Origin of the sequence: Pseudomonas sp. W5-36 (genome assembly GCF_046540455.1) — a bacterium.
In the GTDB taxonomy this organism is placed as follows: domain Bacteria; phylum Pseudomonadota; class Gammaproteobacteria; order Pseudomonadales; family Pseudomonadaceae; genus Aquipseudomonas; species Aquipseudomonas graminis_B.
Map to the genome: position 1 here is coordinate 15,105 of NZ_JAXCIQ010000025.1, position 21,284 is coordinate 36,388.

Genomic DNA, 21,284 nt, shown 5'->3' on the forward strand with positions numbered 1-21,284 from the left:
GCCCGGTGGCGCGCAGCAAACACCGTCCCTGTGGGAGTGAGCTTGCTCGCGAAGGCGCCCTTTCGAACGCCTGCGACCTAGCGGATGTGCCGGCCTCATCGCGAGCAAGCGCGGTCCTGCGCCTACAGCGTGATCAGCGGGCAAAGCCCGGCAAACCCCAATCTTCCAGCGGAAACTCCGTCAGCGAGCCCAATACCAGATCAGCGTGCGCATATTGCTCGACCGGCATGTGCGAGTCAGGCACCGCCACGGCATACATCCCTGCGGTCTTGGCAGCGGTGACGCCGAAAGGCGAGTCTTCAAACACCAGACAATCCTTCGGGTCCACGCCCAGGTGGCGCGCCGCAGCCAGGAAGATATCCGGCGCAGGCTTGGCCGCGGTGACCTCGGCGTGATCTGCCGTCACCACGTCCTTGAACAGCTCGAACCAGGCGCGGTGATTGCTCGTTTTCACGTGGAAGTAGTGAAGGGAAGAACTGGTGCCCACCGCGATGGGGATGTTGTGCTCGGCGAGGTGACGCACCAGTGCCTCGGCGCCACGCATCGGCACGGCGTGCGGGAAGCGCTCGTCCAGCATCGGCTGGCGAACGGTCAGGAACTCCTCGGGAGACATCGGCAGCTCAAGCGCGCTGATCACGTACTCGGCGAAATCCTGGGAGCCGCGGCCAATGGAGTGCTGTTTCACCGCCCAGTCGAACGTCCTGCCGTGCCACTTGGCGATGGTGTCGGTCACTTCGGTGTAGATGCCTTCGGTGTCCAGCAGCAGGCCGTCCATGTCGAAAATCACCGCCTTGACCGGACCCTTGGGCTTTTGCACGTCGCTCATCTCATCGATTCCCTTAGCAAATTGGCGTCCAGCCTAACGCCTCGGCGAACGTCGTGGCTAGGCGCAACGGCTGCAAAACGTCCTCGCCAAGTGCTAATCTCGCCGGGCTCTCGGCAGCGCAAGGTGCTGCACGGCCGCTCTGTGTGGCGCCGAAACCCTCCGGGGTCAAGGAAGGCAAGACCTCTCTTCAAGAACGGACATCTTCGAGTCGACACATGAAAAAATCAGTCAACATCGCCGTAGGCGTCATTGTGGTTGCGGGCGTCCTCGTTACCGCTGGCGCCTGGTACACCGGAAAACGGCTGGAGGGCGCGCTCAACGACGCCATCCAGCAAGGCAATCAGCAGCTTCAAGCCGCGTTCGTCGGGCATGAAGGCAAGGCGAGTGTTGAGCTCCTTTCCCTTGACCGTCACTTCTTCACCAGCACCGCGCACTACAAGCTGAATATCCAGGACCCCCAATTCAATGAGGGCAAGCCGGTCGAGCTGCTGTTTGTCGACAACATCGAGCACGGGCCATTGCCGTGGAGCCGCGTGAAATCGCTGCAACTGCTGCCGGTAATGGCCGCCAGCAACGTGCAGATTGAGAAGAACGCTTTCTCCGAGAAATGGTTTGCCATGACCAACGGCCAGCCGCCGCTGACCGGCCACTTCAGCATGGGCTACGACCGCGCCGCATTGGGCCGGGTGGACTTGCTGCCGTTTGAATTCACCGATCAGACCGGCGCGTTCAAGTTTTCCGGTTTCACCGTGAATGCCTCCGGCTCGGGCGATGGCCAGAAGCTTGAGGCCAACGGTGTGCTGGGCAGCGTCGACGTCACCGCCACCTCCGAAGAAGGCCCGGTGCATCTGACTCTCAAGGATTTCACCTTCAACACCGGTGGCACAAAAGGCAAATCGGGTTTCTACCTGGGCCACACCGACGCGAAAATCGCCTCGGCCACGTTCCAGGCGGCGGGCCAGCCGGCCATTCAGTTCAAGGACTTCGTCAACACCAGCCTGTTGCAGGAAGTGGAAGGCAACCTGAATGCGCAGGTGACCTACGACATCGGCAACGTCAGCTTCAATGGCAATGACGTTGGCGCCATGCAGATGCTCTGGAAGTTCGGCAATTTCGACATCGCCTCAACCCAGGCACTGATGAAGATCTATCAGGAGAAAGTGCAGCCTCAAGCCCAGGCCGCCGCGGCGGTGGGTGAAGCCTACACGCCACATTTGAGCCCGGCTGATCAGGCCTTGGTGCAGGCTGAAGTCAGCAAGTTGCTGAGTGCCAAGCCGCACATCGAGCTGGAAAAGCTTTCACTGAAAACAGCCAGCGGCGAGAGCCAGTTCAGCCTGTCGATGGACTTGGCCAATCCTTCGGCACTCGATCAACCCGGCGCGGAATTGCTCAAGCAGCTGCTGACCCAGCTGGACGCCAAGCTGGTGCTCTCCAAGCCGATGATCAAGGATCTGGCCGCACTGCGCGCCAAGTCTGCCGGTCTGACCGACCCCGCCGCCATCGCGCAGCAGGCGCAGGGCGCAGCGGATTCGGTAGGCGGCATGGCGGTCATGTTGCAAATGGGCAAGGTCGATGGCGACAACATCGTGTCCAGCCTGCACTACGCCAACGACGTGGTGGACTTCAACGGCGTGAAGATGCCGGCGCAACAGTTTGCCGCAATGATGATGGGCAAGTTTGTGATGTTCAGCGGCGGGCAGTGAGTGGGCAGCGTGGCTTCCATCTGAGCGCTACGGCGTCTGTTTTTTGTGGGAGTGAGCTTGCTCACGAAGAGGCCGGCGTATCCCCAGAACCTCTGGGGGTAGCAACACCGCCTTCGCGGGCAAGTTCGCTCCCATAAGGTGTTCAGACTGGCGGCTGGCGCGCGATTTCCGTGGGCGCTTCGTGGCCTTCGCGTTCCGGCTGAACGGTGCGCGAAGACATCTCCGCACGCAGCTGAGGCAGGCACTGCGGATATTGCCGGGCAACGAAACTGATCAGCCGCTCGCGCATGTGGCATCGCGCATCCCAACTGCGCGATGAGTCCGCCGAGCTCAACAACACCCGCAACTGCATCGCCTTGTCGGTGGTGTCCGTGACCTGCAGCACGCAGACGCGGCCATCCCACAGATGCGGGATTTCCTTGCAGATTCGCTCCGCCTCCTCGCGAAATTCTTCCAGTGGCAACGCGTAATCCACCCACAGAAACACCGAGCCAATCAGGCTCGACGTGCTGCGCGTCCAGTTCTGGAAGGGCTTCTCGATGAAGTACTGCAACGGAATCACCATCCGCCGCTCATCCCAGATCTTCAGCACCACGTACGTGCCGCTAATCTCTTCAATGCGACCCCACTCGCCCTCAACGATCACCACGTCATCCAGGCGAATCGGCTGGGATATCGCGATTTGCAAACCCGCGATCAAGTTACCCAGCACCGGCTTGGCGGCGAAACCGGCGGCCAATCCCGCAAGCCCTGCCGACGCCAGCAGACTGGTGCCGATCTGACGCACCGGCGGGAAGCTCATCAGAATCAGCCCGGTACCGAACAACAACACCAGCACATTCAGGCAGCGCACCAGCACCCGCACTTGCGTCTGAATCCGGCGGGCTTGCAGGTTGTCCTCGATGTCCAGCGGGTTTCGGATCGCGACCGCTTCGCCAATGGCTTTCACGCAACTCAACGCCAGCCAGGTGAACCCGGCCACCACCAGCATGCCGTTCAAATGCCGAACACCCTTGATCAACATCAGATCATCAGGCGCAGACGTCCACACGGTTTGCAGGGCCAGCAGCGGGATCAGCCACAAGGTCGGCGGTTCGGCGCGGTGAATGAGCTGCTGGGCGAAGACGAACGACTTGGCGACGCGACGGAGCAACACCAATGCGATCCAGCGTCCCAACAGTGCGATGCAAATCGCGAAGGCGGCGGCCACCAAGGTGTTGAGCCAGGGCAACGGCAGTGCGTTCAGCCAGGCTTCCGGGAGTACGTGTTCCATAGAGGGGGTCACCAACAGGACGGTTCAAAGGCAAGAGGTGTGAGCTCCCTCAGCGCTCAATGTTCCCCGATCCGCCCGCCGCCGTAGAAATCGTGACGGGCTGCAATCAGCGAGCCAGAGCATCCGACACGTTTACTCCATGTCGAATGGTCTGGCCAGTCCAGGCTAATGGCCCGGCGCCGTCTGAATGTCCAGCTCACGCTGCAACCGGGTCCGAAGCCGCCAGCACTGGCTGATCTTCTGCTCTCGCGTATAGCTCGCGCAGCGCTGTGGCAGCACCGCGTTTCTGCACTCCTTATCCATCAGTTCCATGGCCTGCTCGCTGCTGCAGTCGAGCTGGCCGGGGAGTGCTTTCGCAACGTGTCCGGATCCGGAGGTTTGCACCGGGTTCGGTGCAATCGGGTGGAGACTCATGTAGATCGCAGAGGCCGCTATGACGATGATCGACATGAAAATTTTGCGCGCGTTTACGTGCAGGAACCTTCTTACCGCTTGGCGAATCGGGGCGTAAATTTGCGGGTGGCGGTAGGGGGATAGAAAGATCCAGGCCAGCATCAGCAGCGTATAGCACAGTTGCGCGGCAGGTCCTTGGGACGAGAGGAGCACCCCGATCAGCACCAGCGGCACGCCGTGCCGAACGACGAGTGCCTGCGACGCGGGCCAATGCAGCCACTCCGGAAGCAGCAGGTCGCTGATCCATTCATCAGCTTCTTCGATGGCCAGACACACCGGGCGCCAGGCGCGCATGGCGATTCGGCACAGGCCGGTCATGAAAAGCGGATACATCAGCAACATCACCGCCGCCTTTACCCCGTCCAGCTCGCCCTTCATCATCTCGTTCGGGATCATGAAGAGAGCCGTGAAAAGCACCCAGCCGATCCACGTCCAGACAGCCGGGTTCATCGGATCAACCTGTAAGGTTCTCCAGCCCTGCAGATCCGCTTCGGGGAAAACCTCTAGCATTTCGGGATAGCGATTGTTGATCGTCGAGCACAGCTGCTCGCAGGCGATCCACACATCCGCGCTGCAGAATCTTGCCAGTCGCAGCCGATCAACCTTGCGGCCGGGCTGGAGCACCAGCCGCGCGGCCTTCTCTTCAACGCTGTCAGTCTTGCCGCCCGCCAGCAGGCGCTGCCAATGTTCAATGTAGGCGTACTTCTCGCATCGCTCGATCAAATTTCGCCAGATAAATTCCGGCTCGGGAAACACGCCCTTGCGGTCATCCCACGCAAAAAGTTCGCAGACCCTGTCGAACAGCGCAGCCGTCCAGCCTTTGTAGTTGTGCAGGAAGAACATCGCCCAGCGCTGCAATTGATCGCGGCGTTCCAGAGAGGCCAGCCAGGGTTGCTGAGCGAGCTCCTGCAAGGCCGCAAGAAACTGGCGCTCTTTGCCTTCGGCCAACGCGTGTTCGAGCCGCGCGCCTTCGCTGTCCAGCAATCGCTGTGTCAGCTGGATTTCCCGGTCTGCGCTGATGCGCAAAGACTGCCACGGCGTCAGCCATTGCAAGTGGTCGACGGCGGCTTTGAGCAGATCGCAGTCGGACGAATCTGCTTCCAGGCACCGATCAAGCAAGCGTTGCTGGAAGGGCAAATCGCAGCCTTGTTCCACCGCGCGCTGATGCTGATGCGGCAGGTTTTCTGCGGTGGTTTCTTCAACCAGCAGGCGTGCAGCCTGCCGCGCCAGGGCGTCGGCATCCTGTGCCGGATGTACGAGATCGCCCGAATTGTGCGCAGACGTCACGGGCTGCGCCGAAAGCTCCGACGCAAGACTCAAAGTCACCGTAGGCGAGTGGTCATCATCATCATCTTCAGCACGGTTTCGCGCCAACTCAATCGCGCGCTCGTAGGCTTCTCGTAACCGCTGAAAGGCCTTCGGGTCTTCGTCCGGCCGAGTGACCTTCAGCAGTTTTGCATAGTGACGTTTGACGGTCCGCTCATCGGCATCGTCGCTCAGGCCCAGCAAAGTCCAAGGGTTCATGTCGCCTACCATTCCCCTCGCTCGAAGCGTTCGACCTGCTCGCTTAGCCGCTTGCGCACCTCGCTGATCTGCCGCTCATCCTGCGTTTCCAGCACGTGCTGAAACTGGCTGGCCCATGCCCCAACCATCTCGCGCGCTTCACCCAGGTACTCCTGATACAGGCGCTCGAGCTTTGCCGTCATGTGCGTGTTGACCTGCTGCTCGCGAGGATGCGTCTTCAACGAGTCGAGCGCTTTGAGGCGCTCTTGAATCTCGGCAGGCGTCAGCACCCCTGGGTTGTTTTCGATCACCAGCGTGTGCGCTTCCCCTGTCATCGGAATGCGCACGTCGGCTTCGAGAATGCCGTTGTTGTCGTAAGTAAACCGCACGTCCAGGTCGACTTCACCGGCGGGCCGGCGCGGCACCTTGATCTCAAGTTCGCCCAAGGCCACGTTGTCCTTAACCTTGCGGCTCTCGCCCTGAAAGATCTTCACAATGACGAATTGCTGATGATCGCTGAGGGTGCTGACGGTCCTGACCCGGCTTACCGGCACGACCGTGTTGCGCTCGATAATCGGCAGGTAATGGCCGCTCTCGAAATGCTCGCCGATGCGCTGGGTGGTTTCGATGCCCAGCGTGTAAGGACACACATCCGTCAGCACCACTTCTTCCAGCGCCGAGTCGCGCGCCTTGAGCGACCACTTCGTCAGGGTTGAGCGTGATGGAAGGGAAGCGCCCGAACAGGCTGGCGGTCAGCTTGCGGATCAGCGGCATGCGCGTGGTGCCGCCCACCAGCAGGATTTCATCCAGATCGGCGACACGGATGCGCGCGTCACGCAGCGCTCGTTCGATCGGCGCGCGCAGACGGTCCAGCAGGGGAGCGTACAGCTCGACCAGTTGCTCTTGGGTCACCGGCTTGCGCCATTCGCGATCGGCATGACGCAGCACGAAATCAACACTCGCTTCCTGCCCTAGCGCTTTACGCACGCGCTCGGCTTCGCGACGAAGGGATTGCCTCACCGTCAATGCGGCTGGAAATTCGACCTCCTGTTTGTGCAGCGCCACGAAGTGCTCAAGCAGCACGTTGTCGAAGTCCTCCCCGCCGAGGAAGTTATCCCCGGCGCTGGCGCGCACTTCCATCACGCCGTCGAACAGTTCAAGGATCGACACATCGAAGGTGCCTCCGCCCAGGTCAAACACCAGAAACGAGGTCTCGCCTTCTTTCTGATGCAGCCCGTAGGCCAGCGCTGCGGCAGTCGGTTCATTGATGAGTTTCTCGACCTTCAAGCCCGCCAGCTCGCCGGCCACCTTGGTCGCCTTGCGCTGCGCATCGCTGAAATACGCAGGCACGCTGATCACCGCTTCCGTCACCGGCTCGCCGAACGCCCGCTCGACGTCAGCCTTCAGGCTTTTCAGCACCAGCGCGGACAGCTCTTCCGGACGATATTTGCGCGCGCCGAGCTTGACTTCATGCGCGCTGCCCATGTGCCGCTTGAACAGCGCCGTGGTTGTGCCCGGATGAGTTTGAAGCCGCTCCTGCGCGGCCTTGCCCACTAACACCTGTCCGTCGTCGTCCAGCCCGACGACGCTGGGCGTCAACAGCTCACCCAGCGCGTTGCTGACCAATTGCGTGCCGCCATCGCGCCAGACGGCGACCAGGCTGTTGGTGGTGCCGAGATCTATACCGACGATCATGCCGAACGTGCTCCTTGCGGGACTGCTGTGTGACTGTCCGATTAAATGAAAATGACGCTGTAGGTAAAAAGTATCGGCGAAAGGCTGCGCGGCTTTAGGTCAAGGGTGCTGCGCTGGAGGGGGTTCGTCGGGATGCGCTGCTGGCATTGCGTTAGTCGCGAAGGTGGCGATCGAACGCTTTACCTGTGGTGTTGGCGTAGCTCTCCCCGCAGGACTGGCTGCGGGGGTTTTGAATGGCCATGGCATTGCCGGCGCAACACCATGGCAGAGAGCTTCGTCTTTCACACAACGAGGCAATGAAAGTGACGACGCTCTGTGGTCCGTCTTAGCGTTAGCAGCCTTTGAACGGGTTCCAGCCTTGTTCGCCCTTAATTTCCTTGAGGTAGTAGGCGAAGTTCGTGGTCCTTGCATAGAAGGCGTTTATGGCAATACCGATAGCAAGATCCAACTGTTTGGCGTAAGCAAAGCCGGTTGCGGAATAGAAGATTTCCGCCACCACGCTGACGGCCAGCAGAATGCCGATCAGCGTCAGGTTTTTCTTCCACAAGCCCAGGACGAACAGGTAAATCGGGCCGAAGAAAAACGCGATGATGTTCGCGTTGATCTTGATCCTCTGCCGGAGAGGCAGCTTCAGCCATGCGGGCTTGAACGTTGGGGAGTTCGGCCCGCCATGCTCGTCAAAAAATGCGAAACGTTGCTGCCATTTCTCGCTGTAGCCGTCGCGGCTTTGTACTTGATCTGTCGTGTTCATTTTGGTTTTCCTTGAGGTCCTTGAGTGGTGTTTTTCTTCCCGGATATCCTGGGTCTTGCTTGTTGTTATGCGTTGCTGACTCCTCGAAGTTCTTGAAGGGCGGCGAAACGCTCCATCGCGCGTCACTGCAGCCTCATAAGTAGGAATATTCCTACAGGTGAGGGATTTTTTCTCATTTTTTTTACAGGTTGCAAGAGCGTCCAGATGCCAGCCAAGCGTGACCCCGCTGAAGCCCGCCAAGCCCGCGAAGCCGTTAACGCAGCAGACGGAAGGTCTCACGCACATGCGCGGTGAGGGTTGCGGGGTTTTCCATGGCAGCGAAGTGGCCGCCGTGCTCGGCCTCAGCGAAGAACCGCAGATCGTCGAAACGCGCCTCTGCCCAGCGCCGGGACAGGCGAAGCAACTCGCCCGGGAACATGCTCACGCCCGCCCGGATGGGTAGGGCGCGTGGAGGGCCTTGCTGTTGCATTTCGCGCATCCCTTCCCAGTAGAAACGGACCGAGCTGGGTCCCGCATCAGGCAGCCAGTACAGCATGATGTCGTCGATCAGCGCGTCGAGCTCGATGACCCGCTCGGGCTCTCCGCCGCTGTCGGAAGCGTCCTGAAACAGCGCGTAAACCCACGCCGCCAAGCCAACGGGCGAATCCGACAGGGCGAAGCCTATCGACTGCGGCCGGGTGCTGTGTACCTTCATGTAACCGGACAGCTCCCGCTCATAGCGTTGCGCATCGGCCAACATGCGCTGCTCTTCAGGGGTGGCCTGCGCGATCTCCTCTTCAGTGGGTTGGTACATCACCATGTTCAGGTGAATGCCGACCAAGCCAGCCGGACGCATGTGCCCAAGGGCGGTGGTGACGGCCGCGCCCCAATCCCCACCCTGGGCCGCCCAGCGCTGGCCATATCCCAAGCGGTCCATCAATTGTGCCCAGGCCGCAGCGGTTTTACCCACGCCCCAACCCGGCGAACGTGGCTTATCACTGAAACCAAAACCCGGAAGCGCCGGGATCACCAGATGAAACGCGTCGCTGGCCTCGCCGCCATGGGCGGTCGGGTCGGTGAGAGGCCCAATCATCGCCCTGAACTCCAGAACGGAGCCTGGCCAGCCGTGGGTCATCAGCAAGGGCAGGGCGTCAGGGTGAGGCGAGCGTATGTGCAGAAAGTGAATGCCAAGGCCGTCGATCTCGGTCCGGCTGCTGTTCCACTGGTTGAGTTGGGTTTCGGTGGCGCGCCAGTCATAGCCGTTGCGCCAGCGCTCGACCAGCGCGCGAATACGCTCAAGCCTGGGCCCCTGGCTGTTGTCGGAGACGGTTTCTGGGTCAGGCCAGCGGGTTTGCGCCAGGCGCTGGGCCAGATCGTCGAGTTGTGTCTGGGGGATATGAAGGGGAAAGGACTCGACAGGGTGGGTCATGGGTTGGTCCCTTGCACATGGGTACGGGCCAACGTGTCACGGACGGATGCCCATTCACGTTGGCCATAGCGATCGTTGTCCAGATTGAGCAGCTTGCCGCGCCCACTCATCATGTCTCGCAGGTATTGCATGCCTTGCCAGGCGGGGAAGGGCTTTTCACTGGCAGGCGTAAGCGCGCGCACCCCGGAGATAAGGGCGGACAGCGTGCCGATATTCCCGGGGCGCAGGGTGCGGTAATGCTGCCCGGTCAGCTCGGTCAGGATGTTGGCAATCTGCGCAGGCGACACACTGTTGCCGGCAATGCGCAGGAAACGTGGCGTGTTGTGATCAAGCGCGGCATCGGCGGTAAAGGCGGCTACGTCGTCCTTGGCAGTGAAGTCCAGTAGCTGTTGCACATCGCCGAAATGCAGCACTCGGCGGCCGGGAAGCACGATAGGCGCGTCGCCTTCGAGCAGTTCCAGAAACCCACCGTTGAGGATTGAGGTAACGGCGATGTTGGCTGAATCGAGCTGGGTGGCGAAGCGCCGCGAAGGTCCAGGTTGCGGTTGTCCCCGGGGCGGGTATGGGTGTAGTCGAGCGAATAATCCGAGGGAATGAACCTGGGCACCCCAGCAGCGGCAGCGGCCTCCAACAGCCTGCCTTGCTGCTTGATGATCACCTCCTCCAGGCCGTTGAGCGTGGACACCACGCAACCCGCGCCGGCAATGGCACCGCGCAGGCCCCGAGCGTCATCCAGGGAAACGGGCGTTACGGTGACGCCGCTGCTGGGTAGACCAGTCAACCGGGTTTGTTCAGTGCCTGGTCGAACCAGTGCGATGACATGGGCGCCGCGCTCAACCAGCGCCAGGACCAGGCGTTGGCCCAAGTCTCCTGATGCGCCAGCAACCACAATCGGTGAAGCAGTAGTGTGATCCACAAAGAGCCTTCCTGGTCGGTGTGAAGGGGGTAAAGAGCGCCGGCTGCCTGCGCCGAATTAACTGAACGTTACCGTTTAGTTGACGCGCAAACAAGAGGTCGGTAAGTTGCCGGCCATGACGTTGATCACGACCAAATCCAAAGGCGGCAGGCCCAGGCAAAGCCAGGCGGGCGAGGCCGAGCGTCGATTGCTGGATGCTGCGCTGCAGCGCTTTCTGGCCAAAGGCGTCGAGGGCACTTCATGCGAAGACATCGCCCGGGCGGCAGGCGCCAGCAAAGCCACTCTCTATGCGCGCTATGCCAATAAAGAGGCGTTGTTCGAAGCCGTGGTGCGGCGCCACGTAGCGACTTTGCTGGTGCCTGCCGAGGCGATTCCCGCGCTCCCGCTCCAAGGCCGCCTGAGGCATGTGGGTCATGGCATCCTCGAGCATGCGCTGCAACCCGATACCCTGGCCATGATGCGCCTGGTGATAGCCACTTCCAGTCGGGCCCCGCTGCTGGCGGCCGAAGTGAATCGAATCGGGTGGGAAGGTGGATTCACCAGAGTGCGTTCCGCCATCATGGCGGGCCCGGACCAACCCTCGGATCCTGATGCGCTGGCCCTTCAATTCATCGACTTGGTGTTCGCGCCCCATCAGCTCAGAGCGCTGCTGGGTGGAGACCGGGAGCAGCTGGTTCAAGCCATTCCCGAACGAGTGGAGTGGGGGCTGAAGTTGGTTCAAGCCGTCGGTCTGCTGGAATAAGTGTTTGGTTTCTATCGGTTCACCAAACAATGGTTCTGAACGGTAAAGAATTTTAAGTGACGGTCAATTAGCGGTAATCAGCGCAAGCACTGAATCTTTCACTATGACGGCACCCAATATCGAAGTGCAAAGTTGCCAGCGGGGTGGCATTATCCGCGCTGAATAAAAAGAACAACTGTCTTTAGTAGTGGGCTGAAACTGTTCCCATCCATCGATAGCGCTATGGCCAACTATTCAGCCTTGAATGGCCTAATCCTTGGGGGGCGGGGTCGTAGTAAGCAGCAGCCGTGACCTCTAAACCGCAATTGATCTCCAGCCTCTGACTCAGGCGACCTTCCATCGGACAACGAAAAAACAAGCAAAATAATTTGAACTTTTCGTCCGGAATAGATACCGCGAAGCAAGTAACCTATTGCGCCGATAGTGTATGAAAGGACGATTTTTTCCTAAAGTTTTTTTGCGGCAGGCCGAAGTTTAAGGCTGTAGGAATGGCATGGAGTGGCCCTCTCCTATGTGAATACCTAAAACTTCAGAGGGCGCCATGCTAAAGAACATATTAATCAACATGACCGTCAGGTCGAAGCTCGTACTCGGCTTCACCCTGGTGATCATATTCACTGTCCTTATCGCCCTCACGGGGTGGAAAGGCATCTCCTCACTCAGCGAGCGAAGTGAGCGCGTGTCTGACATCGCGAAACTCACAACGCTGACGCGGGACATGCGCATCGCCCGGCTGGTCTACGGCCAGAATTCTGACGACGCCAACGCTGCCACCTGGCTAAAAGCCTATGACAACCTCGACAGTCATTTGGCGTATTTGCGCGAAATACTCGACTCCGAGCTCAATATTCCCCATGTAAAAACCGCGACCGCCGCGATGACGGTCTACAAGGGCTTTTACAACGACATCATCAATGCGACCCATACGCGCGAAGCGAGCCGAGCCGTGTCTGGCAGCGCCGCCGATGAGGCATTGGAGGTGCTGCTACGCTTGGACACGCTCTCCAATTCGCCCGAGGGCACGGCCGCACAGCGAGATGCCATCGGACAAGCGCTGACGCTTTTTCAGAAAATGCGCTTTGATGTGCGTGGGTACACCTTCACGCTAAAGCCTGACGCGCAGCAGCTGGCGAACGCTTCAATCGCTGCGGCCGTAAGCAACGCCCAATCCCTGCAAGCCGCTGGATTTCAACCCGATGCCATCAAAGGCTTTCAGGCTTCACTGAATAAATACCAGGCTGCCATTGCCCAGTTTTCGGAAGCACAGGCCGCCATTAACCAGGGCCAGGCAGGTATTACCAAAAACATCGAAGTCCTGCTGGCTTCCGCCGATCAGTTGGCGCAGAACCAGGTTTCGCTGCGTATTGAGGATGTGGGCCAAGCCAATAAGATGTTGATCATATGGCTCAGCATTGCGCTCATCATCAGCGCACTGGCTGCATGGGTCATCACCCGCCTCATCGTGGGTCCGCTTCGCGAAGCACTGCAGTTGGCTGATCGAGTCGCCAACGGCGATCTGACCTACAGCGAAGTAACGCAAAGGCGAGACGAGCTGGGCCTGCTGCAAGCCAGCATGCACAGAATGACCACCAACCTGCGACAGTTGATTGGTGGCCTGCGTGATAGCGTCACTCAGATTGCGAGCGCTGCCGAACAGTTGTCCGCAGTCACCGAGCAGACCAGCGCAGGGGTCAATAGTCAGCGAACCGAAACCGACCAAGTCGCAACAGCCATGAATCAAATGGCCGCCACGGTTCAGGAAGTGGCAAGGAACGCAGAGCAGGCGTCGGATGCGGCGGTCAGCGCCTCCAAAGAAGCCCGCGATGGTGATGCAGTTGTCGCCAAGGCAGTGCTCCAGATCGAAAAACTCGCCACAGAAGTCGGCTATTCGAAAACCGCGATGGATGAGCTCAAGCAAGAGAGCAACAAAATCGGCGGCGTGCTCGACGTGATCAAGGCTGTTGCCGAGCAAACCAACTTGCTGGCACTCAATGCCGCCATCGAAGCCGCGCGTGCTGGCGAAGCCGGCCGAGGTTTTGCGGTGGTTGCGGATGAGGTGAGAAGCCTGGCGCAGCGCACACAAGCGTCGACCGAAGAAATTGCGACATTGATTGGTGGTCTGCACAGCCGAACCGCACAGGTTGCGACCACGCTGGAAAACAGCCGCCTTCTGACTGACAACAGCGTGGAATTGGCGCGGGATGCGGGCGCTTCGATTGGAAACATCAGTCGCTCCATTTCAACCATCGAGTCGATGAACCAGCAAATCGCCGCCTCTGCCGAAGAGCAAAGTGCCGTGGCTGAAGAGATTAATCGCAGTGTTCTCAGTGTGAGGGACATCTCCGAACAGACTGCCTCCGCGAGTGAACAGACAGCAGCTTCGAGCGTTGAGCTGGCGCGTTTGGGTGTGCATCTGCAGGGGTTGGTGAGTAAGTTTGTCGTCTAAGCTCGGGGAACATAGCTAGCCAATTATTTGCCCTTCAAACGCTTACTCACGTCTTGGAGCATCGGGGTGTCATTGCGCAGACAGCTCGATGTTCTACTTCGAGGACGTGCCTTGCAGTCGTCGGTCAATGAGTTGATGAAAGGGAGTGCGGCCAGGCCCGACCAACAGACAAAGATGCCTCAATTGATTTTGATCGCGGGTGACAAGGCTTGGGCGTCAGACTTGATTTTGAGGGGTTTCTGCTGGGCTGGTTAGCTTTTGAAGGGTGCGCTTTGCGCACCGTCGTTTGCGCCATCGCCGCAAAAACGACTCTCAGGCCCTGAGCAGGTATCTGGCAGTAACGCTGACCCCCTGCGACGCAAGGGAAAGAAGATGGTGCACCTGACGGGATTCGAACCCATGACCCCTGCCTTCGGAGGGCAGTACTCTATCCAGCTGAGCTACAGGTGCAACGCGGGCGCCATAATACTCATCTGGCCTGCACGCGTCCATGCCGATGACCCGCCGTTAACAATTTAGTGAGACCACGCCAGGCAGCAAAGCCACCCCCGCATGACAACCACATACGCACCCTCCCGGCTACGCTGACCCATATCCATCCCCATCCCAAGCTCAACCCGTTCTTTTTTTCGAACGCACTATTGTCCTTTACCCCTGTTGTCCCTAGGATTCGTTTGAGATTTCAAACGCCCCGCCCGGCCTTTCTTCTATTCTCCAATCAGGGCCGGCGACAGTGTTATCCGGCGGCGGCCTCGGTCGAGGCGCCCGCACACAACCATTCGCTCCGCCGCGCGCGGTGCTGTTCAGGAGGCCGCAATGCAGCTCAAAGACTCGAAGTTGTTCCGCCAGCAGGCGTACATCAATGGCGCCTGGGCTGATGCCGACAGTGGCCAGACCATCAAGGTCAACAACCCGTCGACCAACGAGATTCTCGGCACCGTGCCGAAGATGGGCGCTGCTGAAACCCGCCGTGCCATCGAAGCCGCTGACAAGGCGCTGCCGGCCTGGCGTGCGTTGACCGCCAAAGAGCGTGGCGCCAAGCTGCGTCGCTGGTTCGAGCTGATGATTGAAAACCAGGACGACCTCGGTCGCCTGATGACCCTGGAGCAGGGCAAGCCGCTGGCCGAGGCCAAAGGCGAAATCACTTACGCTGCTTCCTTTATCGAGTGGTTTTCCGAAGAAGCCAAGCGCATCTACGGCGACGTGATTCCGGGCCATCAGCCGGACAAGCGCCTGATCGTCCTCAAGCAGCCGATCGGCGTTACTGCAGCGATCACGCCGTGGAACTTCCCGGCCGCGATGATCACCCGCAAGGCCGGCCCGGCGCTGGCGGCAGGCTGCACCATGGTGCTCAAGCCCGCTTCGCAAACCCCTTACTCCGCACTGGCACTGGCTGAACTGGCCGAGCGCGCGGGCATCCCGGCGGGCGTGTTCAGTGTGGTGACTGGCAGCGCCGGCGATATTGGCAGCGAGCTGACCAGCAACCCGATCGTGCGCAAGCTGTCGTTCACCGGCTCGACCGAGATCGGTCGCCAGCTGATGGCTGAATGCTCCCACGACATCAAGAAGGTGTCGCTGGAACTGGGCGGCAACGCGCCGTTCATCGTGTTCGACGACGCTGACCTGGATAAGGCCGTTGAAGGCGCGATCATTTCCAAGTACCGCAACAACGGTCAGACCTGCGTGTGCGCCAACCGTATCTACGTGCAGGACGCGGTCTACGACGCTTTCGCCGAGAAGCTGCAGGTTGCCGTTGCCAAGCTGAAAGTGGGTGATGGCCTGGCCGACGGTACCACCACCGGTCCTCTGATCGATGAAAAAGCCGTGGCCAAGGTCAAGGAACACATCGCTGATGCCTTGAGCAAAGGCGCGAAAGTGCTGAGCGGCGGCAACAGCCTGGAAGGCAACTTCTTCGAGCCGACTATCCTGGTCAACGTGCCGAAAAACGCAGCCGTGGCCAAGGAAGAAACCTTCGGTCCGCTGGCCCCGCTGTTCCGCTTCAAAGACGAAGCCGAAGTGATCGCCATGGCCAACGACACCGAGTTCGGGCTGGCGTCGTATTTCTATGCGCAGAACCTGAGCCGCGTGTTCCGTGTGGCTGAAGCCCTGGAGTACGGCATGGTGGGCATCAACACCGGCCTGATCTCCAACGAAGTCGCGCCATTCGGCGGCATCAAGGCCTCCGGTCTTGGCCGTGAAGGCTCCAAGTACGGCATCGAAGATTATCTGGAAATCAAATACCTCTGCCTCAGCATCTGAATCCGCTGAGTGGCAGCGTGAAGTAACTGTTCGACAACCTGCGGGACGCGAGAGCGCCGTTTCGCAGGTTTCAGTGGCACCAACCTATGGGTGGCCGGGAGGCCGCGACAGTCGATCATCGTATGCTGTCGCTGTTGACCCCCGCTGCTTGATCCTTGAACCGCGCCGCCCGATGAGCGGCGAATGAGGAAATCATGAGCAAAACTAACGCATCCCTGATGAAACGCCGCGAAGCAGCTGTCCCCCGCGGCGTTGGTCAAATTCACCCGATCTTCGCTGAATCCGCGAAGAACGCCACCGTCACCGACGTTGAAGGCAATGAGTTCATCGACTTCGCCGGCGGCATCGCAGTACTGAACACCGGTCACCTGCACCCGAAGATCGTTGCCGCCGTGCAAGAGCAACTGACCAAGCTGACCCACACCTGCTTCCAGGTGCTGGCTTACGAGCCTTACGTCGAGCTGTGCGAGAAGGTCAACGCCAAGGTGCCGGGCGACTTCGCCAAGAAAACCCTGTTGGTGACCACAGGTTCCGAAGCGGTTGAAAACGCCGTCAAGATCGCCCGCGCCGCGACAGGCCGTGCGGGCGTCATCGCCTTCACCGGCGCGTACCACGGCCGCACCATGATGACCCTGGGTCTGACCGGTAAAGTCGTGCCGTACTCGGCCGGCATGGGCCTGATGCCGGGCGGTATCTTCCGCGCCATCTACCCGAACGAGCTGCACGGTGTCAGCGTTGACGATTCCATCGCCAGCATCGAGCGCATCTTCAAGAATGACGCCGAGCCGAAAGACATCGCCGCGATCATCATCGAGCCGGTGCAGGGCGAGGGGGGGTTCTACGTGGCGCCGAAAGCGTTCATGGCGCGTCTGCGCGAACTGTGCGACAAGCACGGCATTCTGCTGATCGCTGACGAAGTACAGACCGGCGCTGGCCGTACCGGCACCTTCTTCGCCATGGAGCAGATGGGCGTGAGCGCCGACCTGACCACCTTCGCCAAATCCATCGCCGGTGGTTTCCCGCTGGCCGGCGTGTGCGGCAAGGCCGAATACATGGACGCCATCGCTCCGGGCGGTCTGGGCGGTACGTACGCCGGTAGCCCGATCGCGTGCGCTGCGGCGTTGGCGGTCATGGAGGTGTTCGAAGAAGAGCATCTGCTTGATCGCTGCAAGGCCGTTGGCGAGCGTTTGGTCACTGGCCTGCGCGCCATCCAGGCCAAGTACCCGGTCATCGGTGAAGTCCGAGCGCTGGGCGCCATGATCGCCGTCGAGTGCTTCGAGAACGGCGACACCCACAAGCCGAACGCTGCTGCCGTCGCGCAAGTGATCGCCAAGGCCCGTGATAAGGGGCTGATCCTGCTGTCCTGCGGCACCTATGGCAACGTCCTGCGCGTGCTGGTCCCGCTGACCTCGCCGGACGAGCAGTTGGACAAAGGCCTGAAGATCATCGAAGAATGCTTCGCTGAAATCGCCTGAATCCACGTCGGTGAGCCGCAGCCACGTTTGATAAAAACCTGACCGCTTCACCAGAAAAAACCTGCTTCGGCAGGTTTTTTCGTTTATGGACGCCGGAAAATTCCGTCTCAGTCTGTCTCCCTGCGCAGTCTTTGACTATGGTGAAGAGACTGATGCCGGAGAGTCATGATGACCGTAGTAGAGGCGCTAGCCGTTCCCCGCGTGTTGATCGCTGAATCGGACCCCTGGGCCCGGGAGATGCTCAACGAATTGGTCCTCGACGTGCGTTGCGACGCGCAGTTGGACATCTGTTCGAACGGCCGGGAAGCCATTGAGCGGATGAGCGGGTATATCCCCGACCTGGTGATCGCTTCCCGCGAGTTGCCGGGCGTCGATGGCCTGAGCCTGCTGCGCGGGCTGCGGCAGTTGCGTCGTCAGCCGCCGGTTCGTTTCATTCTGCTGAGCAGTCGCAGCGACAGCGTCAGTGTCCGCGAGGCCGTGCAACTGGCGCCCACCGCCTACCTCACCAAACCCCTGAACATGGAAGGCCTGCGGCAACGGCTGGAAACGCTGCTGTTGCAGGACGGCGCGCAGGTTGCCTGTGCGGTGCCCGCGCTGGCGCCGGGTGTCGGGCTGGATGCGTTTCTGGAGAAGCGGCGGGAAGTGGCCGATGGCGGGCCGCTGTTCGTTGAGGTGAGGGCGGCGGTGGCGAGCAGTCGCGGGGCGTCGGGTGTGGATCTGACGTTGCTGGAACAGGCGCTGACCCTCGACCCCCATGTCACCGCGATGTTGATTGCCGCCGCCAACAGCGCTTCCCACCATCAGGGCAAACCGGTGCAGACCCTGGGGCAGGCGCTCGCCGTGCTGGGCGCCACCCAGAGCGTCAATCTGGTGCAAGGTCTGGCCCTCAAGCGCGGCGCGGTGCTGACGGATGCAACGTTATTGCTGCACGCCACCGAAATCTGGGAGGTCTCGCAACGCACCGCCGACTGCGCGCGGACGCTGGCGCGCAAGCTGGATCTCGATCACGAGCGCTGTTACTGCGCCGGTTTGCTCAGGGGCCTGGGCGAACTGACGGTGTTGCGCTGTTTGCAGGACTGGCTGATCGCTGGAGGCTCGCTGGATGAGGCCACCATTCGCCGCGCGTTGGCGCAGTATTCGGCCTCGTTTGGCTCCGCATTACGGACGCGCTGGCGGCTACCGCTGGAGCTGCGTGAGTTGATTGCGGCGGTGTATCAGTACAACACCGGGGTTTTTACCCGCGAAATCCTGGCGATGAATGTGGCGGGGCAAATGGGCCTGCTTGGGCTCGAAGACCCGCTCGAGGCGCTGGCGAAAAGCAAATCGGCGAGGCTGTTGAAGGTCAGCAGGTCAGATCTGGAAGGGGTGCGCAGCAAGACGGTGGCTTGACCGGGAGGTTGATGCAGAAAAGCAGGGTTACACCAGCACGATCTGATTTTTGCCCTGGCGCTTGGCCTGGTACATCGCAGCGTCCGAGCGTGCATAGAGCGCTTCGAGGCTCTGGTCTTGATCGCCGAGGTTGGTCAGCCCCTGGCTGGCGGTGATGCCGAAGGTTTTGTCATTGCACTGAAAGCTCAGGCGCTGAATCTCACGCTGCAGCCGCTCGGCAATCTGCTGGGCCATTTCCGGCGCACAGCCCGGGAACACGGCGGCGAACTCTTCCCCGCCAATTCGACCGAACAGATCACCCCGACGCAGCGTCTTGCGCCCGCATTCGGCGATGCGTTGCAGCACCAGATCGCCTTCCTGGTGGCCGTAGGTGTCGTTGACCAGCTTGAAATCATCCACGTCCAGCAACAGGAACGCCATTGGCGTGCCCTGCAGACGCGCCTGCTCGAACTCGCGTTGGGCGCATTCGAAGAAGTGCCGGCGGTTGCTGCTCTGGGTGAGCACGTCGGTGGTGGCCAGACGCTGCAGCTCGTCTTCGAGGTGCTTCTTCTCGGTGATGTCTTCAGCGATGCCGACCACGATCAGCCGCTGGCTGTGCTCGGCCTGATGACTGACAAAGCATTTGTCACTGAGCCAGCGGACCTGGCCGTCGGCGCGGATGATGCGGTACTCGCGGTCTTCGATGGAGCCTTTTTCGAGCACTTCGCTCAGGCTGCGCTCGGCGTAGTCGAGATCGTCGGGGTAAATGCTGTCGCGCCACTCGCTGTAGTCCGCCAGCAACAAACCGGCGGATCGGCCGAAAATGCGCTCGTAGGCAGGGCTGACATAGATCATGCGTTGCGTCTGCCAGTCGAACGCCCACAACACGGCGTTGACGCTGACCAGCAGAGAGCTGAACAGCTGCTCGCGCTCGCTGAGGCGCGCCACTTCCGCCTGGGCATGCATCAGCGCCAGAAGGGTTTCTGCTGCGGCGGGGGTCTCAACGTGGGGAGTCTGGTTGTCCATGAGCACTGCATCTCAGAATAAGGTGCGGCGCATGCCACAACATGTCACACAGCATAGTGCGAAGGTGTTAATGAGATAGGACTAATGGCACTAAGTTCCGATCGGTGCCACTCGGACGAATGGTCACCGATCAACGGCATCAAGCGTGTTGAGGCCGCAGCGAGTAAGTTTTCAGCTGATCGGCGAACTCACGCAACGACTGAATACCGCTGGCTTCCGCCTCGTGCACCCAGTCCTTGATGGCCGCCAGCATGTCGTGACCATTGCTGCTGGTCTTCGCCCAGATCTGCTGCAGCGCCAGGCGCTTTTCGTAAATCACTTTCAGTGCGTGACTGTGCTCCAGCATGGTCTGGATGCGCGCTTGATGCTTGTCTTCAAGCAGGCTCGGCTCGCGGGAAAGCAGACGTTTGGCGCGGCGGAACTGGTGACGTACGGAGGCGTCGGCTTTCGCCAGTTCCTGCGCCACCAAAGGCTTGATCACCAGCTTGCGGTACTGAGCCATGATCTGGAAACGGTTGTTGAGGATGGCCATTGCCGTGTCCATGTCCAGATGGCCCTTGCCTTCAACGCGGTGCGCGATCGGCGCGACACGCTGCACCTTCGCCAGGCGCAACCAGCTGAACACCTTGATCCACGCCCAGCCCATGTCGAACTCCCAGCGCTTGACCGACAGCTTGGCCGAATTGGGGTAGGTGTGGTGGTTGTTATGCAGCTCTTCGCCGCCGATCAAAATGCCCCAGGGCACCAGGTTGGTGGCGGCGTCGCGGCATTCGAAGTTGCGATAGCCGACCGCATGGCCGAGGCCATTGACCACGCCCGCCGCCCACACCGGAATCCACATCATCTGAATCGCCCAGACAGTGATGCCGATGACGCCGAACAGCGCCAGATCGATCACGCCCATGATGGCGATGCCCAGCAGGGGATAGCGCGAATACAGGTTGCGCTCGATCCAGTCCTCGGGGCAGTTTTTGCCGTAGATGCGCAGCGTTTCCGGGTTCTCCGCTTCGGCGCGGTACAGCTCGGCCCCTTTGCGCAATACGGTCGAGAGACCCTTGATGACCGGGCTGTGCGGGTCATCGACGGTTTCGCATTTGGCATGGTGCTTGCGGTGGATAGCCGTCCACTCGCGGGTGTTCTGCGCCGTGGTGAGCCACAGCCAGAAACGGAAAAAGTGCTTGAGCCCTGCGTTGAGTTCCAGGGAGCGATGCGCTGAATAGCGATGGAGATAGACCGTGACGCCGACGATGGTGACGTGTGTCATCGCCAGGGTGACTGCGACCAATTGCCAGACGGAAAGGTCGAGCAGACCGTTGTTCCACATAGGCTGAGTTGCCCTCGGTTGTAACGCGTGCAATATACGGATCCGCCTGAGCAGACCCTGAGACAGAAGCGCGCATTATCACTTAGCTCACAGATAAAACCACCCGCTCTTTGAGA

15 protein-coding genes, 1 tRNA gene and 2 pseudogenes are annotated in these 21,284 nt (G+C 60.4%); 7 read left to right on the forward strand and 11 right to left on the reverse strand.

Features of this window, described 5'->3' with window-relative positions; translation table 11 throughout:
• Nucleotides 1-133: 133 nt before the first annotated feature.
• On the reverse strand, nt 134-826 hold the full coding sequence (locus SLW74_RS25335; protein ID WP_410930479.1) for an HAD-IA family hydrolase: 693 nt from the start codon (nt 824-826) through the stop codon (nt 134-136).
• 215 nt (nt 827-1,041) lie between these two features.
• Between SLW74_RS25335 and SLW74_RS25340 the strand changes: the two genes are divergently transcribed.
• Nucleotides 1,042-2,529 (forward strand): YdgA family protein, encoded by a 1,488-nt coding sequence (locus SLW74_RS25340; RefSeq protein ID WP_369320001.1) that lies wholly within the window; start codon nt 1,042-1,044, stop codon nt 2,527-2,529.
• 142 nt (nt 2,530-2,671) lie between these two features.
• On the opposite strand, the gene SLW74_RS25345 is transcribed toward SLW74_RS25340, so the two are convergent.
• The 7 genes and pseudogenes from SLW74_RS25345 to SLW74_RS25375 all read right to left on the reverse strand — a co-directional run bounded on the left by SLW74_RS25345 (nt 2,672) and on the right by SLW74_RS25375 (nt 10,528).
• On the reverse strand, nt 2,672-3,802 hold the full coding sequence (locus tag SLW74_RS25345) for a mechanosensitive ion channel domain-containing protein (protein WP_410930480.1): 1,131 nt from the start codon (nt 3,800-3,802) through the stop codon (nt 2,672-2,674).
• 165 nt (nt 3,803-3,967) lie between these two features.
• The gene (locus SLW74_RS25350) at nt 3,968-5,764 is read right to left on the reverse strand and encodes a J domain-containing protein (RefSeq protein ID WP_410930481.1); all 1,797 of its coding nucleotides are present in this window, start codon (nt 5,762-5,764) and stop codon (nt 3,968-3,970) included.
• 20 nt (nt 5,765-5,784) lie between these two features.
• Nucleotides 5,785-7,453, reverse strand: a pseudogene (locus SLW74_RS25355) (molecular chaperone HscC).
• 331 nt (nt 7,454-7,784) lie between these two features.
• A complete protein-coding gene (locus SLW74_RS25360) occupies nt 7,785-8,204 on the reverse strand; it encodes a DUF2628 domain-containing protein (RefSeq protein ID WP_410930482.1) in 420 nt (139 codons plus the stop codon).
• A 253-nt stretch (nt 8,205-8,457) separates the two neighbouring features.
• Complete coding sequence (locus SLW74_RS25365; protein ID WP_410930483.1) at nt 8,458-9,612, reverse strand: epoxide hydrolase family protein; 1,155 nt, start codon at nt 9,610-9,612, stop codon at nt 8,458-8,460.
• Nucleotides 9,609-10,007 carry a hypothetical protein gene (locus SLW74_RS25370; RefSeq protein WP_410930484.1) on the reverse strand — a complete coding sequence of 133 codons (399 nt, stop codon included), beginning with the start codon at nt 10,005-10,007 and terminating at the stop codon, nt 9,609-9,611. Before SLW74_RS25370 ends, SLW74_RS25365 begins: the two co-directional genes overlap by 4 nt.
• The gene (locus SLW74_RS25375) at nt 9,968-10,528 is read right to left on the reverse strand and encodes an NmrA family NAD(P)-binding protein (RefSeq protein WP_410930485.1); all 561 of its coding nucleotides are present in this window, start codon (nt 10,526-10,528) and stop codon (nt 9,968-9,970) included. Before SLW74_RS25375 ends, SLW74_RS25370 begins: the two co-directional genes overlap by 40 nt.
• A gap of 115 nt (nt 10,529-10,643) precedes the next feature.
• Here SLW74_RS25375 and SLW74_RS25380 point away from each other — a divergent pair, with 115 nt between their 5' ends.
• The 3 genes and pseudogenes from SLW74_RS25380 (at nt 10,644) to SLW74_RS25390 (ending at nt 13,716) form a co-directional block, all read left to right on the forward strand.
• On the forward strand, nt 10,644-11,270 hold the full coding sequence (locus SLW74_RS25380) for a TetR/AcrR family transcriptional regulator (protein WP_192135846.1): 627 nt from the start codon (nt 10,644-10,646) through the stop codon (nt 11,268-11,270).
• A 565-nt stretch (nt 11,271-11,835) separates the two neighbouring features.
• Nucleotides 11,836-12,861: pseudogene (locus SLW74_RS25385) on the forward strand (methyl-accepting chemotaxis protein); the annotation flags it as partial.
• A gap of 141 nt (nt 12,862-13,002) precedes the next feature.
• Complete coding sequence (locus SLW74_RS25390; protein WP_410930507.1) at nt 13,003-13,716, forward strand: methyl-accepting chemotaxis protein; 714 nt, start codon at nt 13,003-13,005, stop codon at nt 13,714-13,716.
• Nucleotides 13,717-14,089: 373 nt separating this feature from the next.
• On the opposite strand, the gene SLW74_RS25395 is transcribed toward SLW74_RS25390, so the two are convergent.
• Nucleotides 14,090-14,166 (reverse strand) — tRNA-Arg (locus SLW74_RS25395).
• Between the two features lie 366 nt (nt 14,167-14,532).
• On the opposite strand from SLW74_RS25395, the gene gabD reads away from it, so the two are divergent.
• From gabD to SLW74_RS25410, 3 genes are all read left to right on the forward strand, one after another.
• A complete protein-coding gene (gabD, locus tag SLW74_RS25400; protein WP_410930486.1) occupies nt 14,533-15,975 on the forward strand; it encodes an NADP-dependent succinate-semialdehyde dehydrogenase in 1,443 nt (480 codons plus the stop codon).
• Between the two features lie 194 nt (nt 15,976-16,169).
• Nucleotides 16,170-17,450, forward strand: a complete 1,281-nt coding sequence (gabT, locus tag SLW74_RS25405; RefSeq protein ID WP_192135860.1) for a 4-aminobutyrate--2-oxoglutarate transaminase — start codon at nt 16,170-16,172, stop codon at nt 17,448-17,450.
• Nucleotides 17,451-17,615: 165 nt separating this feature from the next.
• Nucleotides 17,616-18,839: an HDOD domain-containing protein gene (locus tag SLW74_RS25410; RefSeq protein WP_083233181.1), complete on the forward strand. Its 1,224-nt coding sequence runs from the start codon at nt 17,616-17,618 to the stop codon at nt 18,837-18,839.
• A gap of 27 nt (nt 18,840-18,866) precedes the next feature.
• Here the strand turns inward: SLW74_RS25410 and SLW74_RS25415 are convergent, their stop codons facing one another.
• Together SLW74_RS25415 and desA are read right to left on the reverse strand one after the other, a co-directional pair.
• A complete protein-coding gene (locus SLW74_RS25415; protein WP_065990974.1) occupies nt 18,867-19,844 on the reverse strand; it encodes a GGDEF domain-containing protein in 978 nt (325 codons plus the stop codon).
• A 139-nt stretch (nt 19,845-19,983) separates the two neighbouring features.
• On the reverse strand, nt 19,984-21,168 hold the full coding sequence (gene desA / locus SLW74_RS25420) for a delta-9 fatty acid desaturase DesA (protein ID WP_192135862.1): 1,185 nt from the start codon (nt 21,166-21,168) through the stop codon (nt 19,984-19,986).
• Nucleotides 21,169-21,284 lie beyond the last annotated feature (116 nt).

Coding starts and splice junctions, on each gene's coding strand:
- SLW74_RS25360 (WP_410930482.1), bottom strand. CDS start 8,204: ATGAACACGACAGATCAAGTACAAAGCCGCGACGGCTACAGCGAGAAA.
- gabD (WP_410930486.1), top strand. CDS start 14,533: ATGCAGCTCAAAGACTCGAAGTTGTTCCGCCAGCAGGCGTACATCAAT.
- SLW74_RS25345 (WP_410930480.1), bottom strand. CDS start 3,802: ATGGAACACGTACTCCCGGAAGCCTGGCTGAACGCACTGCCGTTGCCC.
- gabT (WP_192135860.1), top strand. CDS start 16,170: ATGAGCAAAACTAACGCATCCCTGATGAAACGCCGCGAAGCAGCTGTC.
- SLW74_RS25365 (WP_410930483.1), bottom strand. CDS start 9,612: ATGACCCACCCTGTCGAGTCCTTTCCCCTTCATATCCCCCAGACACAA.
- SLW74_RS25380 (WP_192135846.1), top strand. CDS start 10,644: ATGACGTTGATCACGACCAAATCCAAAGGCGGCAGGCCCAGGCAAAGC.
- SLW74_RS25335 (WP_410930479.1), bottom strand. CDS start 826: ATGAGCGACGTGCAAAAGCCCAAGGGTCCGGTCAAGGCGGTGATTTTC.
- SLW74_RS25390 (WP_410930507.1), top strand. CDS start 13,003: ATGAATCAAATGGCCGCCACGGTTCAGGAAGTGGCAAGGAACGCAGAG.
- SLW74_RS25415 (WP_065990974.1), bottom strand. CDS start 19,844: ATGGACAACCAGACTCCCCACGTTGAGACCCCCGCCGCAGCAGAAACC.
- SLW74_RS25340 (WP_369320001.1), top strand. CDS start 1,042: ATGAAAAAATCAGTCAACATCGCCGTAGGCGTCATTGTGGTTGCGGGC.
- desA (WP_192135862.1), bottom strand. CDS start 21,168: ATGTGGAACAACGGTCTGCTCGACCTTTCCGTCTGGCAATTGGTCGCA.
- SLW74_RS25410 (WP_083233181.1), top strand. CDS start 17,616: ATGATGACCGTAGTAGAGGCGCTAGCCGTTCCCCGCGTGTTGATCGCT.